Raw genomic sequence first — 21,101 nt, 5'->3', positions numbered from 1 at the left:
CCCGATGGACGAACTCTATGCAATCGCGCTGTTCCTTTTCGTTTTGTTCCTGTTGTTGGGGTCGGGCGTCTGGGTTGGCCTTGCCCTGATGGGCGTCGCTTGGGTCGGGATGGAGCTGTTCACCAGCCGTCCTGTGGGCGACACCATGATCACCACCATTTGGGCGTCATCCTCTAGCTGGACACTGACGGCGCTGCCGCTGTTCATTTGGATGGGTGAAATCCTGTTCCGCACCCGCCTGTCCGAGGACATGTTTCGGGGCCTTTCGCCTTGGTTGGCGCGGCTGCCCGGTGGGTTGGTGCACACCAATATCGTGGGCTGCACGGTCTTTGCCGCCGTGTCTGGCTCGTCTGCGGCGACGCTGACGACGGTGGGCAAGATGTCCATCCCAGAGCTACGTTCGCGTAACTACCCGGAGGCGATGATCATCGGTACGCTGGCGGGGGCGGCCACGTTGGGCCTGATGATCCCGCCGTCACTGGCGTTGATCGTTTACGGTGTGACCGTGAACGAATCCATCACGCAGCTGTTCTTTGCGGGCGTCTTTCCGGGCCTGTGTCTGGCCTTGATGTTCATGGGCTATGTCGCGGTCTATTCATGGCTGTCGCCCAATTGGGCACCTAAGCAAGAAACCGGCATGTCCTTTGTTCAAAAGCTCGCGAATTCGCGGTTCTTGATCCCGGTCTTGCTGCTGATCTTTGTGGTGATTGGGTCGATGTACGCGGGCCTTGCCACAGCGACAGAGGCGGCGGCCATCGGTGTGATCGGCTCGTTGGTTCTGGCTGCCGGGCAGGGGTCCCTTAATTGGAGCACGTTCTCCGAGAGCTTGATGGGTGCCACGCGGACATCCGCCATGATCGCGCTGATCCTTGCAGGGGCGGCATTCCTAAAGCTTGCGATGGGGTTCACAGGTCTACCGCGCGCGCTGGCTGATGGGATCGCCACAATGGAGCTATCGCGGTTTGAACTCCTGATGATCCTAATGGTGTTTTACATCATCCTCGGCATGTTCCTTGATGGCATTTCATCGGTGGTCCTGACCATGGCCGTGGTGGAGCCTATGGTCCGTGAGGCCGGCATTGACCTCATCTGGTTCGGCATCTTTGTGGTTGTCGTGGTTGAGATGGCGCAAATCACGCCGCCCATTGGGTTCAACCTGTTTGTGCTACAGGGCATGACGGAGCATGAGATGGGCTATATCACCCGAGCGGCGTTCCCGATGTTCTTGATTATGGTCCTGATGTGCTTTGTCTTGATCTGGTTCCCAGACATCGCGATGTGGTTGCCTGAAAACATGCGACAGGCCCCCTAGAGGGTGCCGCGTTTCTTGGTGGGCTGCCTCATCTGGATCGCACGCCACGGGCGCTATTGCCTGATTGCGGGCCTGTTGGTGGGGCTGTTTGTTCCGGCCCTGTCACAGGCATTGCGTCCGTGGGTTGGGCCACTCATCGCGCTTTTGCTGTGTGTGACGGGCATCCGGGTCGGGGCGCGTCAGGCGCTTGGGCATCTGGATGATCTGCGTCCCGCACTGATCCGCATTGGTCTGCTGCAAACGGGCCTGCCCTTGGTGGTGGTGGGTGTGCTTGGAGTATTCGGGCTGCTGCATTGGCCGATCGCCTTGGCGGTGTGCCTGATGCTAGCGGCACCGTCGCTGACTGGGGCGCCAAACTTTGCGATCATGATGGGCCAAGACCCTGCGCCAGGGATGCGGCTGTTGGTGCTGGGCACAGCACTTTTCCCGCTGACGGCTTTGCCGGTCTTGTTGATCCTTGATCCCGCGGGCGGCGGCGCGCTGAGCGCGCTTCGCTTGTCGTTTGGGTTGTTGGTCGCGATCCTATGTGCCGTGGGCACAGGGTTCGGTGTGCGCCGTGCCTTTCCAGCCTTGTCGGCACCGCGGCCCCAAGGCGCGTTGGACGGCTGCGCCGCCCTTTTGCTGGCCATCGTGGTTGTTGGATTGATGAGCGCGATTGGTCCACTGTTGCGTACCGATCCATTGGCCTTGGTGGGCTGGCTGTTGGCGGCGCTGGCCATCAATATCGTGCTGGTGGTGGTCACGGTGCGCCTATCGCAGGCGCGCAACTGGGACATCCCCGTGCCAACTGCGATCTATGCAGGCAATCGCAACATCGCGCTGTTCTTGATTGTCCTACCGGAAGAGGTCGCGGCACCGTTGATGATCTTCGTCGGATGCTATCAAATTCCGATGTATCTGACCCCGGTCCTGCTGTCGCGATTGCAGCGCCGCACCGCCTCAGCTTGAGCGGATCACGTAATCGGGGTCAAAGGAATGGGCATCGACATAGCGCACGTTGACCATGTCATTGCCAAGTGCTCGGTCCCGCGCATTTTCTGGGTTGAGGCCGTGGTCAATCCAGCGTGTGATCAGCCGGGCGGCGAGGGTTTCATGATCTACGACCAACCGCACGGTCATGTCGAATAACCCCGCAAGACTGTCCCAAGGGGATTGGTTCAGCAAAAGGTAATTGCCCTCAACCAGCACAATGCGCGTGGTCTCGTTGATCTGCCCGCCGTCGCGGACGGTCCGGTCGGCGTCGCGATCAAATGTGGGGTAGGGCACGGTGTCCTCACCGCGCAACCGTTTGATGAGGGCGACAAAACCGTCGGCGTCAAACGTCTCGGGCGCGCCTTTGCGGTGGAACAGGTCCATGGCGTGCAGGGTGTCGTTGTCGAGGTGGAACCCGTCCATCGGCATCACGGCGGCGGTTGGGCCAAGCTGATGTGCCAAATCCTCTGCCAAAGTCGATTTGCCAGAACCGGGCGCGCCAGCAATTGCGATTAGCTTGCGGCCTTGCCCGCTCAGGGTCTTGATCCTTTGGACCAGTATCTCAGGCGTGATCTGGGTCATCTGGGCGCTCGTTTAGACAAAATTCGCAAGCCTAGCGCGCGAGATATGCGGCGATAGTGCGTTCCAACCCGTCACGCCAGATCATCTCAAGCCATTCGCAGAATGCGGTCGCGAACCGTGGCTCGGACGCAAGGTCGTTGTAGTACTGTTTTTGCGCCAGCCACGCCTTTGGGTCGGTCTTGGCGGCTTTTGCCACCGTGTTCAGATCGTCCCAGAAGGGATCGTTTGGCTCAATCGTGCTGCCGTCTTCGCGGGTGCCTTCGCACATGCGCGCCCATACGGCGGACACAAGTGCGAGCCCCTCAACCGGCGTGCCAGCTGCCAGACCGTCACGGATGGTCGGCACAATAAAGCCGGGCTGGCGGGAGGCCCCGTCAAAAGCCACGCGCCGGGTCGTATCCACAATTTCGGGGTTTGAGAACCGGCGCGCAATGAGATCGGTGTAGGCGTCGGGCGTCATGCCTGGGACGGCTTTGACCAAGGGCACGATCTCAGTATGGGTGACCTTGGACAACAGAGCCGCGACGCTGTCATTTCCCATGCAATCCGCGATTGTCTTGAGCGAGAGCATCTCACCAGCGCCCGCAATAATCTGGTGCCCACCGTTGAGGATGCGGATTTTCATAGCCTCAAAATCATGGACGGCGTCGGTGAATGTCGCGCCAGCCTTGTCCCACGCGGGGCGGCCCGCGCAAAAGGCATCTTCGATCACCCATTGGCGAAAGTTCTCATGGGTCACGGGCACCGTATCATCCACGCCAAAGGTCTGGATCAGCTCCAACTCTTGGGGGCCTGTGGCGGGCACGATGCAATCCACCATCGAGTTGGGAAAGGTGCAGGCATCATTGATCCATTCGGCCAGCACCGGGTCGGACATCCGGGCCAGCGATACGACCGTTTGGCGCAAGATTTCGCCGTTGCCTTGTAGGTTGTCACAGCTCATCCCGGTAAAGGGGCCAAGGTCCGCGTCGCGCCGTGCGCGTAGGGCCGCAACCATTGCACCGAATGCTGTTTTCGGCGTGTTGGGGTTGGCTGCATCATGGATCATGTCGGGATGTTGAGCGTCAAACGCTTTGGTCACCGGATCGATGTAGTACCCGCCTTCGGTCACCGTGAGGGCCACGATACGGATATCGCGTTGCGCCATGCGTGCGATCAGTGGACCATTGCCCGGCTCAATCGGCAAGTAGTCGATCATTGATCCGACGACTTCGGCTGAGCGTCCATCGGGGGACAATTCGACCAACGTGGTCATGTAGTCTTGCTGTGCAAGCTTTTGGCGTTGTGCTTCATCAAAGGGGCGGACACCTGCGCCGACGATGGCCCAATCCAGTGCGTCACCCGCTTGCATCAAGCGGTGCAGATACCACGCCTGATGCGCCCGGTGAAAGTTGCCTACACCAATGTGGACGATGCCGGGGGTCAGGGCCGTGCGGTCGTAACGAGGCGTTACGATATACTTAGGCAACGCGCCCAATGTGGCATTCGACAGCTTGGTCCGCGTGCTGCGCAGGTTTTGCGTATTCATCAGCTCATCCAATTCCCGCCGTCGACATTGTAAGTCTGTGCAACGACATAATCTGCGTCAGGGGAGGCCAGAAAGACGGCCATACCAGTAAGATCCTCGGCCCGGCCCATCCGGCCAAAGGGCACAGCGGCGGCCACTTCGGCCTTTTTCTGGCCAGGGGCTTTGCCCTCGTGTTTGGCGAAAAAGGCGTCCACGCCATCCCAGTGTTCTCCATCGACCACACCGGGTGCGATGGCGTTTACATTGATCCCGTGTTCGATCAGGTTCAGGCCCGCCGATTGCGTCAGCGAAATCACGGCAGCCTTGCTTGCGCAGTAGACCGCGACCAATGGCTCGCCGCGGCGACCGGCTTGGCTGGCCATGTTGATGATCTTGCCGCCGTTACCGCGCGCAATCATGTGTTTGGCCACGGCCTGCATCGTGAACAGGGTGCCCGCAACGTTGATGTCAAAGATGCGGGCAAAATCGGCGCGCTCAATCTCGATCATGGGGGCGGCGGAAAAGAGGGCCGCGTTATTCACAAGGATGTCGATATGGCCCATCTGGGCGATGGCCTCGGCGACACCTGCATCGATGCTGGTTTGGTCTGCGACATCCATTTGGATCGCGATTGCGCCGATAGCATTGGCCGTTTCACGGGCGCGTTCGATGTTGATATCGGCGATACACACATGCGCGCCTTCGGCAATATAGGCCCGGGCAAAGGCTTCACCGATGCCGCGTGCGGCACCGGTAATCAGCGCGGTTTTACCCTTTAGCCTCATTTCGCAATCCGCAGGCCCTGAGCGTCGAACCGGTGGATTTCGTCGGCACGTGGGTTCAGGTGGATCGTGTCACCATGTTGCAGGCTCACGTCGCCGATGGCGCGCACGGTCAGTGTTTCTGCAAGGCCGGTGTTGTGGATGTGAAAGAAGGTGTCGGAGCCAAGATGCTCGGCCACGCCAACGGTGCCCTGCCATTGGCCACCGCTTTCGACAACGTCGATATGTTCGGGGCGGACGCCAATAGTCGCGGCGTCGTGCTTGGCGGCCTCGGGGCCTTCGATCAGGTTCATCCGGGGTGAGCCAATGAAGCCCGCAACAAATGTGTTGCGTGGCGCACGGTACAGCTCAAGCGGAGTGCCGACCTGTTCGATCACACCGGCCTGCAATACGACGATCTTGTCGGCCATGGTCATGGCTTCGACCTGATCGTGGGTCACATAAACCATCGTCGTCTCAAGCCGTTTGTGCAGCTCTGAGATTTCGAGGCGCATACCGACGCGCAGCGCGGCATCAAGGTTAGACAGCGGCTCATCAAACAAGAAGGCTGCGGGCTCACGCACAATGGCGCGGCCAATGGCGACCCGCTGACGCTGACCACCGGACAGCTGTCCGGGGCGGCGATCAAGATAGTCCGTCAGGTTCAGAACGCTTGCCGCGGCATTCACGCGTTTGTCGATCTCTGCGCTGTCCATCTTGGCCATCCGCAGCGGAAAGGCGATGTTCTTGCGCACCGACATGTGCGGGTAAAGCGCATAGGATTGGAACACCATCGCCAGACCGCGTTTGGCGGGAACGAGGGCAGTCGCGTCCTTGCCATCGATTTCGATGTGGCCGGTGGTGATATCCTCCAGCCCTGCAATCAGCCGCAGTAGGGTGGATTTACCACAACCCGAGGGGCCGACAAAGACGGTGAATTCACCGTCATGGATGGTCAGGTCCAAAGGTGGAATGACCTGAACGTCGCCAAAGCTTTTGGTAACCTGTTTAAGTTCAATCTGTCCCATCGTTCGGGTTCCTTATTTCACCGCGCCGAAGGTCAGGCCTCGGACAAGTTGTTTCTGGCTGAACCAGCCAAGGATGAGGATTGGCGCAATGGCCATCGTGGATGCCGCGCTAAGCTTGGCGAAGAACAGGCCCTCGGGGCTGGAGTAGCTTGCGATAAAGGCTGTCAGAGGGGCCGCGTTGGCCGCTGTTAGGTTGAGTGTCCAGAAAGCTTCGTTCCAAGCGAGGATGAAGTTCAGGAGCAGCGTTGAGGCGATGCCGGGGACCGCCATTGGCGTCAGCACATAGAGGATCTCATCGCGCAGGGTTGCGCCGTCCATACGGGCCGCTTCCAGGATCTCACCCGGTATTTCGCGGAAGTATGTGTAGAGCATCCAGACGATGATCGGCAGGTTGATTAGCATCAGGACCACGATCAGGCCAAGGCGCGTGTCCAGCAGATTGAACTCCACAAAGATCAGCGAGATCGGGTAAAGCACACCTACCGCAGGCAACATCTTGGTCGAGAGCATCCACAGCAGGATGTCTTTGGTCCGGACTGAGGGTACGAACGCCATGGACCATGCCGCAGGGATCGCGATCAGGATGCCGAGGATGGTCGAGCCACCCGCGATGATGATCGAGTTCCACAGGAACTTCATGTAGTCAGAACGTTCCTGCACTACGGCGTAGTTTTCGAGCGTCCAGTCAAAGTTGAAGAACAAGGGCGGGTCGTTGATCGCCTGTGCCTCGGTCTTGAAGCTGGTCAAGATGGTCCAAAAGATTGGAAAGAACAGGATCAGTGCAATCGTCCATGCGACGGCGGTCGTGATGATCTTGCGGTTGGTTGTTACAGCGCGTGCCATGTGCGTAGCCCCTCAAGCGTCCAGGTTCTTGCCGACGATGCGCATCAAGAAGATGGCAACGATGTTGGCAAGGATGATGGCGTAGACACCGCCCGCAGAGCCAAGCCCGATGTTCTGGCTGTCGATGACACGCTGGAAAATCAGGTAGGTCAGGGTGCGGGTGCCAAAGGCGCCGCCGGTGGTGACGAAGATCTCTGCAAAGATCGACAACAAAAAGATCGTTTGGATCAGGATGACGATGGTGATGGCGCGGCCAAGGTGGGGCAGCACGATAAACCAAAAGCGTTTCAGGGCAGGGGCGCCGTCCATTTCGGCGGCCTCAAGCTGCTCGCTGTCAAGCGATTGGATCGCTGTCAGCAGGATCAGCGTGGCAAAGGGCAGCCACTGCCATGACGCGATCATAATGATCGATGTAAGAGAGGCATCCTGTAGCCATGCCACGGGTTCCGCCCCGAAAAAGCGCCACAGGTGCGAGAAGATGCCGTTCACAGGGTCCATCAGCATGTTTTTCCACACCAGCGCAGACACGGTGGGCATCACAAAGAACGGTGCGATCACAAGGATGCGGACAACGCCTTGGCCCCAGAGGGGCTGGTCCAGCAGCATGGCCAGCAGCACGCCCAGAACCACAGTGATCAGCAGCACGCCGCCCACCATAATGAGCGTGGTCTGAACGCTGGGCCAAAAGGCGTTAGAGGAAATAAAGCGGCTGTAGTTCGAAAAACCGACCCAATCGAGACCGCGCTCAATGCTGTCGCCGCGCAGGGGCAGGTACTTGGTAAATGAGAACCACAGGGTCATAATCAAGGGCACCAACATCCAGCCCAAGAGCAGGACCACGGCGGGCGCCATCATAACGCGGGCGGCGGATCGGGATGCTTTGGTGGCCATTGGTTATACCTCGATCGTTAGCGGACGAGCCGCAGGAGTGCATAAAATAGAAAAAAGGAAGAGGAGAGAGAGTGTCCAGAGGGCAAGCGCGTGGCCCGCCCTCTGGTATAAGTCGCTTAGCGGTAGCCAGCGGCTTCCATAGCTTCGTTCGTGATTGCCTGAGCTTTTTCCAGGGCTTCTTCGATGGACTGCTGTCCAGCGTAGGCCGCGGAGAACTCTTGGCTCACTTCAGTTGCGATACCGGCGAACTCGGGGATCGCTGCGAACTGAATGCCAACGTAGGGGGAGGGGTCCACGGTCGAGTTGTTCGGATCAGCCGATAGGATCGAGTCCAGTGTCATCTGGGCGAAAGGGACCGCTTGGTAGTTGGCGTTTTCGTACAGCGATGTACGCGCACCGGGAGGAACGTTTGCCCAACCTTCGTTTGCAGCAACCAGTTCGATGTAGTCCTTGGATGTGGCCCACTCGATGAACTGCTTGGCTTCTGCTTCTTGCTGGGTGCCAGCGGGAACGGCCAGCGCCCATGCCCACAACCAGTTGGAGCGTTTGCCCATGCCGTTGTCGGGTGCAAGCGCAAAGCCTACGGAGTCCGCAACAGTCGAGTCGTCGCCCGTCACGAAGGACGCAGCAACAGTGGCGTCAATCCACATGCCGCATTTGCCTTGGTTGAACAGCGACAGGTTTTCGTTGAAGCCGTTGGTTGCGAAACCTTCGGGACCAGCGTCGTCCATCATGTTCTTGTAGAAGTTCAGGGTGTCGGACCACTCACGTGTGTCGAACTGTGCATTCCACTCTTCGTCAAACCAGCGTGCGCCAAAGGAGTTGGACATTGCTGTGATGAACGCGCCGCCTTCACCCCAACCGGCTTTGCCGCGGAGGCAGATACCGTTGATGTCGTTTTCACGATCCGTCATGGCACGTGCGGCTTTAGCGATAAAGCTCCATGATGGGGCGTCGGGCATTTCCAGACCGGCTTTTTCCATCAGGTCTGTGCGGTACATGACCATCGAGCTTTCGCCATAGAAAGGCGCTGCGAACAATGTACCGTCGTGGGAAAGACCACCGGCCATTGCGGGCAGAATGTCGGCTGCGTCGTACTCAGCGGACAGGTCGTTCAGCGGCACGAGCCAGCCGTTTGCGCCCCAGATGGGTGTTTCGTACATGCCGATAGTCATGATGTCGAACGCGCCACCCTTGGTGGTGATGTCCGTTGTCACGCGCTGGCGCAGTACGTTTTCTTCGAGTGTCACCCACTCAACCGCGATGCCGGTCTGTTCGGTGAATGTGTCGGTGTAGCCCTGCATGCGGATCATATCGCCGTTGTTCACGGTCGCGATGGTGATCGTTGCGGAATGGCCGTCTGCAAATGCACCGCCAGCTGTTACCAGCGTAAATGCCGTTGCCGCACAAAGTGCGCTCTTAATAGACATCCCTGATCCTCCCTGATTGGATGTTGTCCATCAAAGTTAAGAGGAGCCGTGCGTTGCGTCAATCAAAAATTTACGCGCGTAAATTATTTTGATCTCACGCGGAATCTCGAAGGATCAGGCGGCCTTCAAGTCTTGTGCTTTTCCAAGCGGATACCGCACCATCGATTACGGCGAACAAAGCCTCTACGGCGGTCTCGGAAACGGCGTCATAGTCGTGTGAAATGGTCGTGAGCGGTGGGCAAGTGTAGCGCGAATGCGGGTGGCCGTCTTGTCCTGCGATGCGAATCGAGGTGTCAGGGCCGCGCCCCACGGTTACTTTTTTCTCACAGCATGCGGTCAGCAAGCCGATGGCCAAACGGTCGTTGCTACACAGCACCGTGTTGGTCGAAAACAGCCCCTGCTCAAGCGCTTGATGCCCGCCCAAGCGGCCAATTTCCTCAAAGCCCCAACCCTCGCCTTCGATCGAAATCACGTTGGGTGCATGTCCAAACGCCTCCATCGCGTTCAGATAGCTTTGACGGCGGCGGTGTGCGTTCGGGTTGGCGGGGGTTTTCATCTCGAAAAAACAGGGGGGCTCACCGGTGCGGCATAGGTAGTCCGTAATGTGGCGTGTGAATTGGAAGTTGTCAGAGCCCACGAACGACAGGCCCATTTCACCAACGCTGCTGTCAAAGATTAGGGTCGGAACGTCACCGCAGAATTTCTCGAGCGCGATGTGGTCGGAGGCCCGCCCCAACGGCGCAAGTAGCACGCCCGCAGGTTTGAGAGAGCGCAATGTGTCCAACACTTCAACCTCTAGGGCGGGGTCGCCGTGCGAGCTGAACAATGTGGGGCGGTATCCGGCAGCGATACAGCGTTGCTCTAGGTTGCGGGCGATCTCTGCAAAATAGGGGTCAGTCAGCAGGGGCACCACAATGCCAATGGTCTTGGTCAGTTTGCGATTCTGGTTCATCGCATAGATATTCGGGCGGTATTCGTGCGCCTCTAGGGCAGCCTCAATCCGTTGGCGGGTGCTGGCTCGTACGCTGCCGGGGTCATTGAAATACTTGGATACCGTCGGGCGAGACAATCCGCTAACCGTCGCGAATTCTTCCATGTTGCGGATCTTTTTGTTCGTCATGCTACGCGCCTTAGGGTCTGTATGACCTCGCCTTGAAAGTTACCGTAAAGCAGAAAATCTTGGCGCGCGCAAAATAAACGTGCGCGGTGTGTGGTGTCATGCTGGCGCCTTGTGCCGTTTTACGTCCGATGTTGTTGGCAGGGACAATCGGCGCTAGGTCAAAAGGGCCGCCGCAATATGGCCGCATGAGCCGATGAGAGATCTGAGCATGAAAAAGCTGAACCTTGATGCCACGGATATTCGTATCCTGAGTGCCGTTCAGCAGCATGGGCAGCTGAGCAAGACGCGGCTGGCCGCTTTGGTTAACCTCTCCGCGACGCCGTGTTGGGCGCGGCTCGATCGGCTCAAGGCTGCGGGTTACATTCGCGGCTATTACGCGGATCTGGCGCTAGAACGGATCGTAGATTTTACTCAGATCGTTGTGACAGTGTCCCTTGGGTCCCACCGAAAGGTCGAATTCGACCGTTTCGAGGATTACATCCGGAAATTAGATGAAGTCATCCACTGTATCGCGACCGGCGGCGGCATGGATTATGTCATGACGATCGTGACACCCAATCTGGCCGCGTTCCAAGCACTGATGGATGACATGTTGTCTGCCGACCTCGCGATTGAAAAGTACATGACCTACATCGCAACGCGCCATGTCAAATCCAGTCAGCCGAGCCTTGCGAAATTGGGCGCTATCATCGGCAGATAGGTGCATCCGACCAAACGGTCTGTGATGGGCCTATTTCTTGGTCTGATTGGACTGAAAATACCCCAATTTCGGGCCTTCTCCCCTCAGATTTTCAATCTAAATCCTCAGCAGGTTTAAAGACACATCTGGCCGGTCAGGCCACCTGATATGAGGGCGAAAATATGACACAAGCAGACGACTTTGGCTTTGGCACGCAAATCCGAAAATCCCCTTTCTTTGATGCCACCGTGCGGTGGGGTGCAAAGGGTTTTTCTGTTTATAATCATATGTATATTCCCCGTGACTTTGGTGACCCCGAACAGAACTTTTGGAACCTCGTGAACGATGCGATCCTGTGTGATGTGGCTGTTGAGCGGCAGGTTGAGATCACCGGCCCGGACGCTGCAAAGTTTGTGCAAATGCTCACGCCGCGGGACCTGTCCAAGATGGCCGTGGGGCAGTGTAAATACATTCTGATCACCAATGCGGACGGGGGTATTCTCAACGACCCGATCCTGCTGCGTTTGGCCGAGAACCACTTTTGGATTTCGTTGGCGGACAGCGACATTCTTTTGTGGGCGCAGGGTGTAGCCGTGTTCGCCGGGATGGACGTCCAAATCCATGAGCCCGACGTGTCGCCGCTTCAGCTTCAGGGGCCCAAATCGGGCCTCATCATGCAGGAGCTGTTTGGCGAAAGCATCATGGATCTGAAATACTATTGGCTGCGGGAGCTGGAGCTGGATGGTATCCCGCTGGTCGTTTCGCGCACCGGTTGGTCAAGTGAGCTGGGCTATGAGCTGTACCTGCGCGATGGCAGCCAAGGCGACGCCCTGTGGGAGCGGATTATGGCCGCAGGACTGCAACATGGGCTGAAGCCTGGGCATACGTCGTCGATCCGCCGAATTGAAGGAGGGATGCTGTCCTATCACGCGGATGCCGACATTCACACGAACCCGTTTGAGCTGGGGTTTGATCGTCTGGTCAACCTAGAGATGGAGGCGGATTTCATCGGCAAGGCAGCCTTGCGTCAGATCAAGGAAGAGGGACCCGCGCGCAAACAGGTCGGGTTGGTGATTGATTGCGACCCTCTGACCGGGCCGAACACAACCTTCTGGAATATCAATCAAGACGGTGAGGCGATTGGGAAAGTGACATCGGCTGTATATTCGCCGCGTCTAAAGCAAAACATTGCGCTGGCTATGGTCGCGGCAGATGCGGCTATGTTGGGTGCAGAGGTTGAGGTCGCGACCATGTCAGGCCCGACGCGCGCAACAGTTGTGGAACGTCCGTTCTATGATCCCAAGAAGCAGATCGCAGCGGCGTAATGATGCTTCAGCAGACATCCGTAAGTGTCCACTTACGGATGGCTGCGGCCAGTCCATCGGTCAAACGTCTGTGTGCCGTTCGATTGCAATGCGGTGCTTCAGATCATTAGGCCGGAACGCCGATCACTTTCCCGGGCTGTATACGGGCAGGATCAAAGGCTTTGCGCGAGAAAACCTCGTGAACCAGTTCTGCAAAGCTGTCCAACGGGTCAGTCGGGTATTCGGGGTCAAAGCTGGACTGATCCCAATGCTCGCAAAAATCCACGCATGATTGATAGTATGGGTTGTCTTTGTATTGCGCGCGCAGCTCACGATCCCAGCCGTAATGATGGGCGTAATAGTACATTTGGAAAATGCCGTGATGCTCAACCACCCATGTGACCTCTTCGCGTAGGAAAGGGCGCATGATTTCTGCGGCGAACTTGTCGTGGTTTTGCGGGGCCAATCCGTCACCGATATCATGCAGCAAGGCGGCGACAATCCAATCCGTGTCGGCACCCGCCTCGCGAGCACGCGTCGCAGCCTGCAACCCGTGTTCTAACCGCGTGATCTGATACCCGCTGAGCGATTCTTCGGCTTGGGTCGCAAGCTCGCGCAGCAGCCGGTTTGCGGTTCCGGCTCGGTGGACCTCTTCCAAGGCTTCGAGCATTTCATACTCTTCGCGGCTGCCGTCCTTCATGGCTGTGAAATTCACTTTTTCCGACATTCCGCGTAATCCCATCGAGTTGCGTCCTTTGGGCATATTCCGGCGTTTGTCGGGGCGGTCAACACAAGACCAATCACCTTCCTGCACACCGGGGCCTATGTGGCATAGCAACAAACCTTCTGACAGGTCCTTGACCATAGCCTTCTTTCCAAAGGGCGCGAGACGGAGTAGGCATCCCAATCTTTGCAGGATTGGGACAGGTCATGGCGCAGAAAGCCACCATTTATAAAGTCGAACTCTCAGTTTCTGATATGGATCGGCACTACTATGAGACCCATAAGCTGACCGTGACCAAGCATCCCTCCGAGACGGATGAGCGTCTGATGGTGCGCCTTGTTGCCTTTGCTTTAAACGCGCATGAGCATCTGGAAATGACGAAGGGGCTTTCCACGGATGATGAGCCGGACATTTGGCAAAAAAGCCTGAGCGGCGAGCTGGATGTTTGGGTGGCCTTGGGTTTGCCAAGTGAGAAGGTGATCCGTCAGTCTTGTGGCAAGGCGGGCAGGGTGATCCTTTATCCCTACGGCGGCAAAACGGCCGAGATGTGGTGGGATAAGGTTAAGAACAGCACCACCCGGTTTGATAATTTGCAGGTCGTGAATTTGGCAGAGGTCGAAACGGACGCCCTGGCAAAGTTGGCGAGCCGGACCATGAAGCTTCAGGTAAATATTCAGGACGGTGAAGTCATGGTGAGTGTGGACGATAGCATGGTGTACCTAACGCCAGTGGAGTGGAAAGGGGCGGCATAAACCGCGCTCCTTCATCGGCCACAGGCCTTGGCTGATGCGGCCCAAGCCGACACGTGATTGTCGCTAAATGAACAGACCCGCGTAGGGCAGAGCCTGTAGCCGGGTTTCATGAGTATAGCCACAGTTTACACCCCGTCGAACGATCGCATCCTTGCCGGTGTCGCCCTGATGCTGGGGTTTTGCGTTACGGCACCGCTCTTGGATGTGGCGGCCAAGCTGGCCTCAGACAGCGTCCCGGTAGGGCAAATCACGACAGCGCGTTTTCTGGTGCAATGCGTGTTGATGGCGCCGTTTGTCTGGATCATGGGCGTGTCGCTGCATGTCGCGCGAGGGCAATGGTTGGCTCTTGTATCACGTGCCGCGCTTTTGTTGGCCTCGACCTTTTGCTTTATCGCCGCGATCCGAGTGATGCCTTTGGCTGACGCGTTGGCGATTGTGTTCTTGGCGCCCTTCATCGTGCTTCTGGTCGGAAAGTTTTATCTGGGCGAAGATGTCGGTCCACGCAGGGTGGGTGCCGCGATGGTTGGGTTTGTGGGGGTCCTGTGTGTGATCCAGCCCAGTTTTGCAGCCTTTGGCGCAGTCGCATTGTTCCCGCTGGGCACGGCTGTGGGGTTTGCGTTCTACATTTTGGTCACGCGCGGTCTGTCGCGGCGGATGCACCCGGTTGCGTTGCAGTTCCACACGGGCTTGATCGCCAGCTTGCTGTGCCTGCCGGTCATGATCCTGGCAGAGGGCACAGGTTCCGCGATGCTCGATCCGGTTTGGCCCCAAGGGATCAACTGGCTTTGGCTATTTGGTGTCGGTTTTTTCGCGACCCTTAGCCATATGATGATGACCTATGCGCTGTCGCTTGCGCCCTCGGCCACACTTGCACCGTTGCAATACCTAGAACTGCCCGTGGCGACTTTGCTGGGCTATTTGGTGTTTCGCGACTTTCCCAATGCGATGGCCCTTACGGGTATTGCCATCATTATCGGGGCGGGTCTGTATATGATCCACCGCGAGCGCGTAACTGCCCGTCAGTCAGCGACTGACCCCGCAGCGCGTATTTGATCTGCACCTCAAGCCTGCGCCCTTTATGGTGATGATTGGCTCGATATTCCCCCATTCAATTTTGAACACCGCCCTGAGCGGTGTCTGTTCGGCGTTGTTCATCCACCAAAAGCTGACGCAGGAAACGCTTGATCGAATTTGCATACTGTTTGTATACATATTGTATGAATCAGAAGAAAACCAAACGAAGTAAGTCATCTTGCGCCGATGATCTGCGCAAACGTATCTTGTCGCTGGAAATTGCGCCGGGTTCGGACCTCGATGAGGTGAGCCTGTCGGAGGAATACGGCATCTCTCGAACGCCCCTTCGGGAAATTTTTCACCGGCTTTCTGGCGACGGATACGTGCGCCTTGAGGAGAACCGTGGGGCAAAGGTCGCCTCGATGGACCTGTCGGTGATGCGCGTGTTCTTTCAGACAGCACCGTTGATTTACTGCACGGTGGCGCGACAAGCCGCAGAGAGCAGGACAAGCCTTCAGGTGGCGGACCTTAGGAAAATACAAGCCGCTTTTACTGCAGCTGCCAAAGCCGGCGACGTCGGTGAGAGCGCGATACTGAACCATCAGTTTCACGAACAAATCGGTCACATGGCCCATAACCCGTATTTGATGGCCAGCCTTAAGAGGATGCTGATCGACCATACTCGACTGAGCCAGACGTTCTTTGATCCGCAATCTGAGTTGGATCAAAACCGGATCGCGCAGGCCGTAGATCAACACGATGCAATGATCTCTGCAATCGAAGCCAAAGAGCCATCCTTGGCCATCGACCTCACATTGCAGCACTGGGACCTGTCTCGGAACGAGATGGAGAAATACGTGCGCCCAGATCCGCTGCCACTTGACGTTATCTCAATGAAAGACCGCCGCAATGCACTTTGAAGGTATCTACACCCCGCTGGTCACACCTTATCACGATGACTTCTCGGTCAACGAAGAGGCGTTGGCGCAGACCGTTGAACATTTGGTCGCGGCGAGTGTTCACGGGATCATCGTGGCGGGCTCAACCGGTGAATACTATGCCCAGACCGAAGAAGAACGCATCTGGATGATGAACCGATGTGCGGAATTGATCGCAGGGCGCGTCCCCATGATTGTGGGCACCGGCGCGATCCGTACGGAGGACAGTATCCTCTACGCCCAAGAGGCGAAAAAGGCGGGTGCCGATGCCTTGTTGGTCGCCACGCCGCCTTACGCTTATCCCACAGGGCGTGAAATTGCGTTGCACGCGTTGGCCATTGACCGGGCCGCTAACCTGCCTGTGATGCTCTATAATTATCCCGGTCGTATGTCCGTGAATATGGACGAGGAAACGCTGGATCGATTGGGCCGCTCGCCCAACTTTTGCGGGATCAAAGAAAGCAGCGGCGATATCAATCGCGTTCACATGCTGGCGCGGGATTATCCCCATATCGCGTTATCTTGTGGGATGGATGATCAGGCGCTGGAGTTTTTCGCTTGGGGTGCGCGGTCGTGGGTCTGTGCGGGATCAAACTTCGCCCCTGAGGCGCATATCGCGCTGTATCAGGCCTGCGCAGTTGAGGGTGATTTCACCAAAGGCCGCGCCATTATGTCGGCGATGCTGCCACTGATGGGGGTGTTGGAGCAGGGGGGCAAATTTGTGCAGTGCATCAAATACGGCCTTACCCTGCGCGGGATTGATGCAGGGCCACCACGCCGTCCTTTGCAACCGCTCAACAAGGACGACAAACGCCAGCTCGCCCAAGTCATCCGGACCATGAACACGGCAGTTTCTGCCATCACGGGAGAAACAATATGACCGATCTTTTGACCCATGCAGAATACCGCGCCATTGCGGGTGAATTGGACTTGCCCCGTACCGCATTCATCGACGGTAAATACCGCGCGGGCTCGGGTGATACGTTTGCAACCACAAACCCCGCAACAGGCGAGGTGTTGGCCCAGATATCGGGGTGCAACGCTGTGGATGTTGATTTTGCGGTGGCCAAGGCCCGGGAGGCGTTTGAGCAAGGGCATTGGTCCCGAATGCACCCATCGGATCGCAAAGAGATCCTGATCAAGCTGTGCAAGTTGATGACCCGCAATCGCCGTGAACTGGCGGTGATGGAAAGCCTCGACAGCGGCAAACCGATCCGAGACTGCGAGACGATTGATATTCCCGAAACCATCCATTGCATCAAATGGCACGCAGAGGCCGTCGACAAAATCTATGATCAGACCAGTCCTACCGGGGACGATGCGATCTCGATGATTGTGCGGGAACCGATTGGTGTTGTCGGTGCTGTTTTGCCGTGGAACTTCCCGCTGATGATGCTCGCGTGGAAGATCGGGCCTTCGCTTGCGGCGGGGTGCTCCGTGATCGTGAAGCCCGCAGAGCAAACGTCACTGACGGCTTTGCGCGTGGCCGAACTGGCCCATGAGGCGGGAATTCCACGCGGAGTGTTGCAGGTTTTGCCCGGGGATGGGCCCTCTGTGGGCGAACCCCTTGGCCTGCATATGGACGTGGATATGGTCAGCTTCACCGGCTCCACCGAGACCGGGAAACGCTTTTTGCGTTATGCGGCGGACAGCAACCTGAAAAAGATCGTGCTGGAATGCGGGGGCAAGAACCCCGCAGTGGTTTTTGATGATGCCGAAAATCTGGATCACGTCGCGGAGCATGTGGTGAATGCGGCGTTCTGGAATGCGGGGCAAAACTGCTCGGCAACGTCGCGCCTGATCGTCCACAAGGATGTCAAAGCGCCCCTGATGGTCCGGATCGAAGCCCGCCTGCGCGATTGGAAGGTCGGTGACCCGCTAAATCCGTGCACACACATTGGTGCGTTGATTGACGCAGATCACTGCCAAAAAGTGCGCGGATTTCTAGATCCACAGGATCAAGGTGACGGCCCTTTCGTGAACCCTGTCGTCTATGATGTAACGGCGGATGACGCCAAAGCCCGCGAAGAAATCTTTGGCCCGGTCCTGTGCGTGATCGAAGTGGCCAGCAACGACGAAGCGGTCGAGATCGCGAATAACACCGACTACGGTCTTGCGGCCTCTGTCTTTACCGCCAACACCCGGCGCGCGATCCGCGCAACCCGCGCCATCCGTGCGGGCACCGTTACCGTGAATTGCTACGGTGAGGGCGATATGGCCACGCCCTTTGGCGGCTACAAACAATCAGGGTTCGGAGGACGCGATAACGGCATCCATGCCCATGACCAATTTACCGAGCTTAAGACGATCTGGATCGACCTGAGTGATCCGCGTGAGGGAGACAATGTCGGATGAGTGTTGAGGCCGTTGGAACCACACGCCGTGGACGGGGGGCGCGCAAAGCGATCCGCCAAAAGCGTGACACGAATATGTTGCCCGCTCTTAAACGTGGCATCCCGTTGACGGAACCGATGTCACCCGAGCAGGTCGCGCGGATCGACAATGCCTCAATGCATATTCTTGAGAATGTTGGGGTCGTGTTTCGCGATCCCATCGCGCTTGCGGATTGGAAAAGGGCAGGCGCCGATGTGCGGGGTGAACGCGTTCACATTGATCGTGGCCTCGTGCGGGAGTTGATCAAAACCATCCCTTCGTCCTTTACGTATCATGCGCGCAATCCCGACAAGAACCTGCCCTTTGGCAACGATCACGCGATTTTCGTGCCCATGACAGGGGCCCCGTTCCTGCGTGATCTGGAAGACAAGCGGCGAAACCCGACGCTCGATGACTTGGCGAACTTTCACAAACTCAGCCATATGCTGCCTGCGATCCACTCTTCGGCGCATCACATCGTTGAGCCTTATGACCATCCGATCAGTCAGCGGCATCTGCGCATTACCTATTCTTCGATGAAACACTCGGACAAGACGTTCATGGGCATGACAACAAGCCCCAAGAACGCGGAAGACGTGATGGACATGTGCGCCATCCTTTTCGGGCGCGAGTTCATGATGACCCATCCGGTCGTCACCGGGAACTGCAACGGGAATTCGCCGCTGGTCTGGGATGAAACAATGCTTGGCGCGATGCGGGCGTTCGCAAAATATAACCAGCCGGTCCTGTGTTCGCCGTTCGTGTTAGGTGGGGCCAACACGCCAGCCAGTGTCGCGCCCACCGTGGCCCAGGTGAATGCCGAAGCCTTGTCCGCGTTGGCCTACACGCAAGTTATTCAAAGAGGCACACCAGCGATCTATGGTCACTATCTGGCCACCGTGTCGATGAAGTCCGGGGCCCCTATGGCGGGCACCCCCGAGATCAGCTTGATGAACATGATGATTGGCCAGATGGCCCGGCACTATGATGTGCCGTGGCGCACGTCAAATACACTGGGCGGGGCAAAAACGTTTGACGCTCAGGCAGGCTATGAGAGCGCGACCACAATGATGGCAGTTCTGATGTCAGGGGCCAATTATATCTGGCACTCTGCTGGCTGGAACGAGGCCGGTATGCACTGCTCGATGGCGAAGTTTGTGGTCGATGCGGAGCAATGCGCAATGGGGCACCGGATGGCTTCGGGCATCAAGTGGGATGACTTTGAGCAGGGGCTTGCGGCGGTTGCTGATGTTGGGCCCGGTGGCCACTATTTGGGCCATCCGCACACGCTTGAAAACTTCCAAGACGCGTTCTTTATGCCCGAAATGTTCGACAACAATTCCATCGAGCAATGGCAAGCGGACGGAGCAGTTGAGATCAATGAACGCGCGTTGAAACGTGTCCGTGATTTGTTGGGCGAATATGAGGAACCCACGCTTGATCCCGGTGTGAATGAGGAACTTCTGGATTACATCGCACGTCGTGAGCGCGAGATCCCAGCCGCTGATGCATTGAACCAAGACCTGTGACATGAGCCGTATTGCCGTCAGCAAGTTGCCTATCGATCCTGGCCCTGCCGCATGGAACGAACTGCTGCCGAATGCACCGCGGCCGCAAAGCGTTGAGGGTCATCTGACGGCGGATTGGATTGTGATCGGCGCTGGTTTTGCGGGTTTGGCTGCGGCGCGGCGGCTGTCACAGCTATGCCCATCGGACCGCATTTCCGTGCTAGAGGCGCGGCGCGTGGCCGAAGGGCCCGCAGGGCGCAATTCGGGCTTTATGATTGATCTGCCGCATGATCTGGCATCGGCGGACTATGGCGGGGCGCGCGAAAAGGACCGGGCACTTACTGCGGACAATCGGCACGCAATTGCCTTTGCCGCTGAGATGGCGCGCGAATTTGGCTTGGGCGAGGATGTGTTCTCTCAGTCCGGCAAAATCAACGGGGCGGCGACGGCCAAAGGTCACGCGCACAACTGCGAATACGCTGCGCATCTGGCCAGCATGGGTGAGGCGTCCGAGATGCTTGATGCCCAATCCATGAAGGACCTAACGGGCACAGATTATTACTGCAGTGGGCTTTACACGGCCGGCACCGCGATGATCCAACCCGCAGCTTATGTGCGAGGCGTCGCACAGGGTTTGTCGTCCAACCGGGTGCAAATCTTTGAAAACAGCCCCGTGACCGGGCTGAGCCGCGATGGGGATTGGACCGCGACCACACCAGCGGGAAAGGTGACCGCGCCCAAGGTCATCTTGGCAGTGAACGGTCATCTCAACAGCTTTGGTTTCCTCAAAAACCATCTAATGCATGTGTTCACATATGCCTCTATGACGCGGCCCCTTAGTGCCGCAGAGATGGCTCGGCTGGGTGGTCAGCGCGTCTGGGGCATCACGCCCGCAGATCCCATGGGGACGACTGTGCGCCGTATTTCATCGCCGGAGGGTGACAGAATTATTGTGCGCAATCGCTTCACGTTTGATCCCTCGATGGAGGTGGATCAACGCCGTATCACCCGCGTCGCGCGGGACCATGATCGCGCCTTCTGTGCGCGCTTTCCAATGTTGGCTGACGTTGACATGCAGTACCGCTGGGGCGGACGGCTTTGTCTGAGCCGGAACAACGTGTCAGTTGTGCGCGAATTGGATGAGGAGCTGTTTGCGGCGTGCTGTCAGAACGGTCTGGGCACAACGCGGGGCACGTTGGCTGGCATCCTCGCGGCCGAGTTGGCGACAAACACGAAGTCTGATCGTCTGGACCGTATGCTCGCGGATGGTGAGCCCACCAAGTTGCCGCCGCGATTGATCACAAAGTATGGCGCAAACGGCTACTTGCGGGTTCAAGAGCTCAAAGCCGGCCGAGAGCTTTAA

The 21,101-nt window shown here is 57.7% G+C and carries 20 protein-coding genes; 11 read left to right on the top strand and 9 right to left on the bottom strand.

Annotation, left to right across the window (positions count from 1 at the left end; genetic code table 11):
• The first annotated feature begins 4 nt into the window (after positions 1-4).
• The gene (locus THS5294_RS13070) at positions 5-1,312 is read left to right on the top strand and encodes a TRAP transporter large permease (RefSeq protein ID WP_038006865.1); all 1,308 of its coding nucleotides are present in this window, start codon (positions 5-7) and stop codon (positions 1,310-1,312) included.
• Positions 1,313-1,315: 3 nt separating this feature from the next.
• Positions 1,316-2,260 carry a hypothetical protein gene (locus THS5294_RS13065; RefSeq protein ID WP_082645025.1) on the top strand — a complete coding sequence of 315 codons (945 nt, stop codon included), beginning with the start codon at positions 1,316-1,318 and terminating at the stop codon, positions 2,258-2,260.
• On the opposite strand, the gene THS5294_RS13060 is transcribed toward THS5294_RS13065, so the two are convergent.
• From THS5294_RS13060 to THS5294_RS13025, 8 genes are all read right to left on the bottom strand, one after another.
• Positions 2,252-2,866, bottom strand: a complete 615-nt coding sequence (locus THS5294_RS13060) for a nucleoside/nucleotide kinase family protein (protein WP_058124107.1) — start codon at positions 2,864-2,866, stop codon at positions 2,252-2,254. The two genes, THS5294_RS13065 and THS5294_RS13060, sit on opposite strands and share 9 nt — an antisense overlap.
• A 31-nt stretch (positions 2,867-2,897) precedes the next feature.
• Positions 2,898-4,394, bottom strand: coding sequence for a mannitol dehydrogenase family protein (locus THS5294_RS13055; RefSeq protein WP_058124106.1), 1,497 nt, complete (start codon positions 4,392-4,394; stop codon positions 2,898-2,900).
• Entirely contained in the window at positions 4,394-5,158 is a 765-nt protein-coding gene (locus tag THS5294_RS13050) for an L-iditol 2-dehydrogenase (protein ID WP_058124105.1), read from the bottom strand. The genes THS5294_RS13055 and THS5294_RS13050 overlap by 1 nt, the downstream gene beginning before the upstream one ends.
• Complete coding sequence (locus THS5294_RS13045) at positions 5,155-6,162, bottom strand: ABC transporter ATP-binding protein (protein WP_058124104.1); 1,008 nt, start codon at positions 6,160-6,162, stop codon at positions 5,155-5,157. Before THS5294_RS13045 ends, THS5294_RS13050 begins: the two co-directional genes overlap by 4 nt.
• Before the next feature lie 12 nt (positions 6,163-6,174).
• A complete protein-coding gene (locus THS5294_RS13040; protein WP_038006878.1) occupies positions 6,175-7,005 on the bottom strand; it encodes a carbohydrate ABC transporter permease in 831 nt (276 codons plus the stop codon).
• A gap of 12 nt (positions 7,006-7,017) precedes the next feature.
• Positions 7,018-7,896: a carbohydrate ABC transporter permease gene (locus tag THS5294_RS13035; protein ID WP_058124103.1), complete on the bottom strand. Its 879-nt coding sequence runs from the start codon at positions 7,894-7,896 to the stop codon at positions 7,018-7,020.
• A 116-nt stretch (positions 7,897-8,012) separates the two neighbouring features.
• Positions 8,013-9,326 carry an ABC transporter substrate-binding protein gene (locus tag THS5294_RS13030; RefSeq protein ID WP_038006884.1) on the bottom strand — a complete coding sequence of 438 codons (1,314 nt, stop codon included), beginning with the start codon at positions 9,324-9,326 and terminating at the stop codon, positions 8,013-8,015.
• Positions 9,327-9,420: 94 nt separating this feature from the next.
• Positions 9,421-10,446, bottom strand: coding sequence for a LacI family DNA-binding transcriptional regulator (locus THS5294_RS13025; RefSeq protein ID WP_058124102.1), 1,026 nt, complete (start codon positions 10,444-10,446; stop codon positions 9,421-9,423).
• 208 nt (positions 10,447-10,654) lie between these two features.
• Between THS5294_RS13025 and THS5294_RS13020 the strand changes: the two genes are divergently transcribed.
• Positions 10,655-11,146 carry an Lrp/AsnC family transcriptional regulator gene (locus THS5294_RS13020; protein ID WP_058124101.1) on the top strand — a complete coding sequence of 164 codons (492 nt, stop codon included), beginning with the start codon at positions 10,655-10,657 and terminating at the stop codon, positions 11,144-11,146.
• Between the two features lie 161 nt (positions 11,147-11,307).
• A complete protein-coding gene (locus THS5294_RS13015; protein WP_058124100.1) occupies positions 11,308-12,450 on the top strand; it encodes a glycine cleavage T C-terminal barrel domain-containing protein in 1,143 nt (380 codons plus the stop codon).
• A gap of 106 nt (positions 12,451-12,556) precedes the next feature.
• Here THS5294_RS13015 and THS5294_RS13010 read toward each other — a convergent pair whose 3' ends face one another.
• Positions 12,557-13,171, bottom strand: a complete 615-nt coding sequence (locus tag THS5294_RS13010) for an HD domain-containing protein (RefSeq protein ID WP_233486477.1) — start codon at positions 13,169-13,171, stop codon at positions 12,557-12,559.
• 188 nt (positions 13,172-13,359) lie between these two features.
• Here THS5294_RS13010 and THS5294_RS13005 point away from each other — a divergent pair, with 188 nt between their 5' ends.
• From THS5294_RS13005 to THS5294_RS12975, 7 genes are all read left to right on the top strand, one after another.
• Positions 13,360-13,905 carry a YaeQ family protein gene (locus THS5294_RS13005; protein WP_058124099.1) on the top strand — a complete coding sequence of 182 codons (546 nt, stop codon included), beginning with the start codon at positions 13,360-13,362 and terminating at the stop codon, positions 13,903-13,905.
• Positions 13,906-14,013: 108 nt separating this feature from the next.
• Positions 14,014-14,958, top strand: a complete 945-nt coding sequence (locus THS5294_RS13000) for a DMT family transporter (RefSeq protein WP_058124098.1) — start codon at positions 14,014-14,016, stop codon at positions 14,956-14,958.
• 164 nt (positions 14,959-15,122) lie between these two features.
• Positions 15,123-15,839, top strand: a complete 717-nt coding sequence (locus tag THS5294_RS12995; RefSeq protein ID WP_058124202.1) for a GntR family transcriptional regulator — start codon at positions 15,123-15,125, stop codon at positions 15,837-15,839.
• Positions 15,829-16,737, top strand: a complete 909-nt coding sequence (locus THS5294_RS12990) for a dihydrodipicolinate synthase family protein (protein ID WP_058124097.1) — start codon at positions 15,829-15,831, stop codon at positions 16,735-16,737. The genes THS5294_RS12995 and THS5294_RS12990 overlap by 11 nt, the downstream gene beginning before the upstream one ends.
• Complete coding sequence (locus THS5294_RS12985) at positions 16,734-18,212, top strand: aldehyde dehydrogenase (RefSeq protein ID WP_058124096.1); 1,479 nt, start codon at positions 16,734-16,736, stop codon at positions 18,210-18,212. Before THS5294_RS12990 ends, THS5294_RS12985 begins: the two co-directional genes overlap by 4 nt.
• Positions 18,209-19,759 carry a trimethylamine methyltransferase family protein gene (locus THS5294_RS12980; RefSeq protein WP_058124095.1) on the top strand — a complete coding sequence of 517 codons (1,551 nt, stop codon included), beginning with the start codon at positions 18,209-18,211 and terminating at the stop codon, positions 19,757-19,759. Before THS5294_RS12985 ends, THS5294_RS12980 begins: the two co-directional genes overlap by 4 nt.
• A 1-nt stretch (position 19,760) precedes the next feature.
• A complete protein-coding gene (locus THS5294_RS12975) occupies positions 19,761-21,101 on the top strand; it encodes an NAD(P)/FAD-dependent oxidoreductase (protein WP_058124094.1) in 1,341 nt (446 codons plus the stop codon).

Origin of the sequence: Thalassobacter stenotrophicus, from assembly GCF_001458315.1 — a bacterium.
In the GTDB taxonomy this organism is placed as follows: Bacteria; Pseudomonadota; Alphaproteobacteria; order Rhodobacterales; family Rhodobacteraceae; genus Thalassobacter; species Thalassobacter stenotrophicus.
This window is presented reverse-complemented; position numbering and strand designations above follow the sequence as displayed.